Annotated in this window: 4 protein-coding genes; all 4 read left to right on the top strand. The window is 43.0% G+C overall.

Annotated features, from left to right (window positions below):
• Window positions 1-179 precede the first annotated feature (179 nt).
• Window positions 180-335: a transposase zinc-binding domain-containing protein gene (locus tag OU793_RS24975; protein ID WP_158090022.1), complete on the top strand. Its 156-nt coding sequence runs from the start codon at window positions 180-182 to the stop codon at window positions 333-335.
• Between the two features lie 388 nt (window positions 336-723).
• Entirely contained in the window at window positions 724-1,953 is a 1,230-nt protein-coding gene (locus tag OU793_RS23685) for an ABC-three component system protein (protein ID WP_025788934.1), read from the top strand.
• Entirely contained in the window at window positions 1,934-2,599 is a 666-nt protein-coding gene (locus OU793_RS23680) for an ABC-three component system middle component 1 (protein WP_023624625.1), read from the top strand. Before OU793_RS23685 ends, OU793_RS23680 begins: the two co-directional genes overlap by 20 nt.
• The coding region (locus OU793_RS23675) for an AAA family ATPase (protein ID WP_274647871.1) at window positions 2,574-4,143 on the top strand (1,570 nt) is incomplete at its 3' end. The genes OU793_RS23680 and OU793_RS23675, both read left to right, overlap by 26 nt.

Here is a 4,143-nt window from a genome sequence, read left to right as displayed (position 1 = left end):
GCTACGCTCGAAAGCAAAGAGACTTAACCTTCACAGTGTGCTGACAATTCTGCATTACCCTAGTGGTCATGCACCTGCGATCACTCAGACAACTTTTCTCTCGGAATGGCACCTGAGCCATCTACCTCAGTAAACACATATTTGAAATCAGAGATGTCGTTGTCGCTAACGTCACCCGAATGCTCGCTTGTGGCTCAGCGAGCATGGGGTCACGCCTCTATAAGTGCAAAAACTCTGGCTGTACCTACTACACCAAATACCTCAATCAAAGCTGTAAGTCTCGAGCTTGCTGCAGTGGTGGCGTCAAATCCACCGAAAGGTGGATGGTTGCTTAATCGATTATTCAAATGCGCGTCCAACATTTTAACGACTTGGGCGAAACGGCAAGACTTAGTGTACCCAGAGCCAAAACCTCATCGAAAATCAGGATTGTTGCTTCCTACGTTGAAAGACCGGCGTTATCAGCTTCATATCCCCCACCTCTGTCACGCCTGCGTGGATCGCTGAATGACTGTAAAAAATGACAATAAAGATTGATCAATCTCAGAAACGTTTTGGGACAAAAATGGTTCAACAATATCTGCTGGGTATGTGGCTATCCAAACAATATTCTTGATAAAGGCTGGGAAATGGAAAATTCACTCTCCAAATACACCAAATTAGTACAGAAATTTATACAATTACAGTAACATGAATCCGTCATACTGGCAGCAAGGAGTTCATGTGAGCCAACAAGAAGAAAAATACCCGGCCAGCGCCATATCCTCCTGGAGCGGCTTTGTTTACCAAGGAAAAGTCGCACTATATCACTCACTTAAGCTTATTCTCGATGATGATTTGGACTTCGAACTTCAGCTAGACAGTAGCGACGACTTCGCTATTTATAAGGCAGGAAAGCTTCATTCTGCTCATCAAGTTAAAGCCAAGATTAGTAAATATCGCAGTGGCTATGCCAAGGCACTGGAACAGTCCACTTTAATCGAATATGACAAAGCAAAGGGGACTACTCGTTACTTTCATGTATCTGTCCCGCTAGAAAATACAGATGATCACATCGGTAATAACGGAGAAACAGTAAAATTCTACCGCTACGGGAACAACTTTCATTGTGGACTAGGTGAGATCGAAGGACTGACCAAAGCACTGATAAAAAATATATGTGAGAAACAGTCCATCACTGTCAGTGATAATCTCATAAATTTTAACTATTGCTTACTCTCAGAAAAAATAAGTACCAAGGCAATACACAATCACAAACTAAATCAAGAGGACGGTTTTTCAGAAAACAAAGCTGCTTACGAAGGCCGTATCGAGGCAAAAGATATCCTAGAGGAATTGCTGACCGAAAACCCCTATCAGAATCGCGACTACTATGCCGTTGAGTTGAAGGCCAGGCTTCAAACCTACCTAGAAGAACGGCTAGAGCAGGCGCTACCAACAATGAATGACACCACCTATGAAAGAGCCCGGCGTCTGTGCGAGCACATGCGCAATACACATATCAATGAATTAAAAAACTTATGCCAGATGATGAAGCCATCCGAGCGGTTTCAAGATATTCAGAAGAACGATATCAGGCGCTACACCAAGCTCATACAGGCTATTTCAGTGGAGCCCATATTCAACCATCTTCCTCATTACATCGACAGAGAAAATCGGTTCTACGTACCTACAGCGCTTGACGTAGATGCAAGTGAAGAGTGTGAGTCTGACATGAACCATGAAATGAAAAACAACGGTGACCTGCTGAGGCTACTTTTTGAGTACAACCATCTAATTGCCAGCAAAGCGGAAGCTTCATTCACCTTTGATACGAAATTCACAAACTCGGATGACTTCGACGACAAACGGGCCACTGAAAAGCTTGAAAGCAACATTACCAAGTCGCTATGTATTAGCGTGATTACTAAAGACGACGCGGAGGACCGACTGAATGATAAAGCAACTCATTGATGAAGCACTTGTTGATCATGGCTTTGTGAGTAAGCGTGAATTGGACAACACAAGCTTTTATATTCGCGATTCTGGATCTGCGATCAGATTCGCAGTCGTACATAATCTCGATGAACTCATTACACCAACCGAGCTGAACAGCCAGATCAATCAGCTTGCTCCTGAGGATTTTCTCAGAAACCCAAGCTTTAAGAAAAACTGTGACTTAATTTGTATTTATCGCCTTGACGTGCTGGCCGAGTTCAAGGAGCACGAAGAAGGAATTTTCAGTATTGAGGAAGACCCGCATTTTTATAAAAAATATGTCCTCTACTACAGTATTGCTGAAGAAAGCGCTCTCACTGATTTTACCTACGAAAAACTTGTATCCGTGATTTCTGACAAAAAGGAATTTATTGGTTACAAAGAAAATCCTCTAGTAGCTTCACAATATAGCTTCGCTGCCAAGACCTTTATCAAGCTTCCTTTCTTGGAGCTACCTATTCACCAAGGAAACCTCGTGTCCTTGAGGCAGCAAGCAATTGAGGCCGTCGCAGAAGCTGGCCGAAGTGATACGTATGCGACTATTCAACAAGTCACAAACGCAAATGCCGACGAGGTTATTAAGGAAATGATTAAAAATGAACTGGAAAATATCCAAGATTGAAGTCTCTAGCTTCAAAGCATTCAAGCATATCTACTTGGACCTTGGCGAGTCGGCGTTGCTAACTCTCGATGGCCCAAACGGTTATGGCAAAACAAGCATATTCGACGCCATCGAACTACTGCTTACCGGTCAGGTTAGTCGAATACAAAATCTATTCTCTACTTTACTAAGTAATCGCACAAAGAACTACGCAGACAATCTCTTCTGGAATAATCGCTCCGGCGAGAACGATCTCTGTATTAAAATTGAATTCACTAATGATGATCGTAAACTTGTTTTAGCTAGACATTGTCCAACGGTGATATTCAAGAAGCCAGCGAACAATCGTGCAGACAATTATGAAAATTTTAAGCTTTACGAACTACCGACATTCGAATCATTTGACTTCACAAAAGCAAATCTGCGCGACAACAATTTCCTTGACGAAGTTTTCGGTAAAAATTTCAGGGAAAACTTCTCCTTCCTTAACTATCTGGAGCAAGGACAAAACCGATTGTTGCATACTAGGGTAGACCAACGTAAGGATAAGCTAGGAAACCTCTTTAATATCAGCGATATCGAAGCCGAGATCGAAAGCTGCAACAACATATACAGTAAACTTACAAAGCACATCAACGATCCTGAGCGTAAGGCAAAAATCGAGTCACTAAAAGAAGAGATAGCCACCCTAAGAGACACATTACAGGCTGAGGCTGGGATCGTTGGGTACAAAAAGCTCTCGACGACTGATGTTCAGCCTGGATGGGACAAGGAGAACATCTTTTCGACGTATTCAGCGGTAGATCATGCTGCCTATCAAGAATCAGTTCGCAAAATTATTGCCCTTCTACCGCTCAAAGCCACAATAAAAACTAGGGTTCACAACGAGGTAATCGATGCCGACATCAAACGTAACGAAGAATCTCTGAGAAGCTTAGCTCAGTTCGGTAAAGACCTTAACAAGCTTGATGAGCTTGAAGCAATCAAGAAGGGGATTGATGAACTGGAGCGTTCAGCGGCTATCATCAAGCGCGGAGCCTCAATGATCAAGGTCGAAGAAGCTCAATCACTACCAAACTGGGCGGATGGGCGCCTTGAGTCGTTTGAGTTACAAATTGAATCCCGAAACAACCTCCGTGATAAAAGCAGTGCCAATGCGAACGCCATAGCCGAATTAGAACGCCTGAAAACACAGCTGATTGACGAACATAAGAAGTCCTATCCTGATGACCATTTGTGCCCTCTCTGTGGTACGGATTGGGAAGATCACAAATCAATGGTTGGTGCCATTGAAGCAAGAACTAAGCAGATCTCTGAATCACTGAGCAAGGACGGTAAGGAATTAGTTAACCTTATCGCTGCTATGGACGCTGAGCTGAAGCTCATCGACACCCATATCCAAAACAACTTGAAAGTTCTCAAGCCTACATTTGAACCAAATCTTCATGCAGAACTGACCAAAATTAAGCTTCGGCTCCCGGCAATAACCCTGCTAATGGAGAAGTTGAAAAGCGACAATCTTCAATTTACTGACACATTTACGGAAAGTAATGACGTAGTAAATG

The organism is Vibrio sp. VP6 (assembly GCF_028823755.1).
Lineage (GTDB): Bacteria > Pseudomonadota > Gammaproteobacteria > Enterobacterales > Vibrionaceae > Vibrio > Vibrio parahaemolyticus.
The sequence above is the reverse complement of the archived record's forward strand: the minus strand, read 5'-3'. Positions and strand labels throughout refer to the sequence as shown.

Coding starts and splice junctions, on each gene's coding strand:
- OU793_RS23680 (WP_023624625.1), top strand. CDS start 1,934: ATGATAAAGCAACTCATTGATGAAGCACTTGTTGATCATGGCTTTGTG.
- OU793_RS24975 (WP_158090022.1), top strand. CDS start 180: ATGCTCGCTTGTGGCTCAGCGAGCATGGGGTCACGCCTCTATAAGTGC.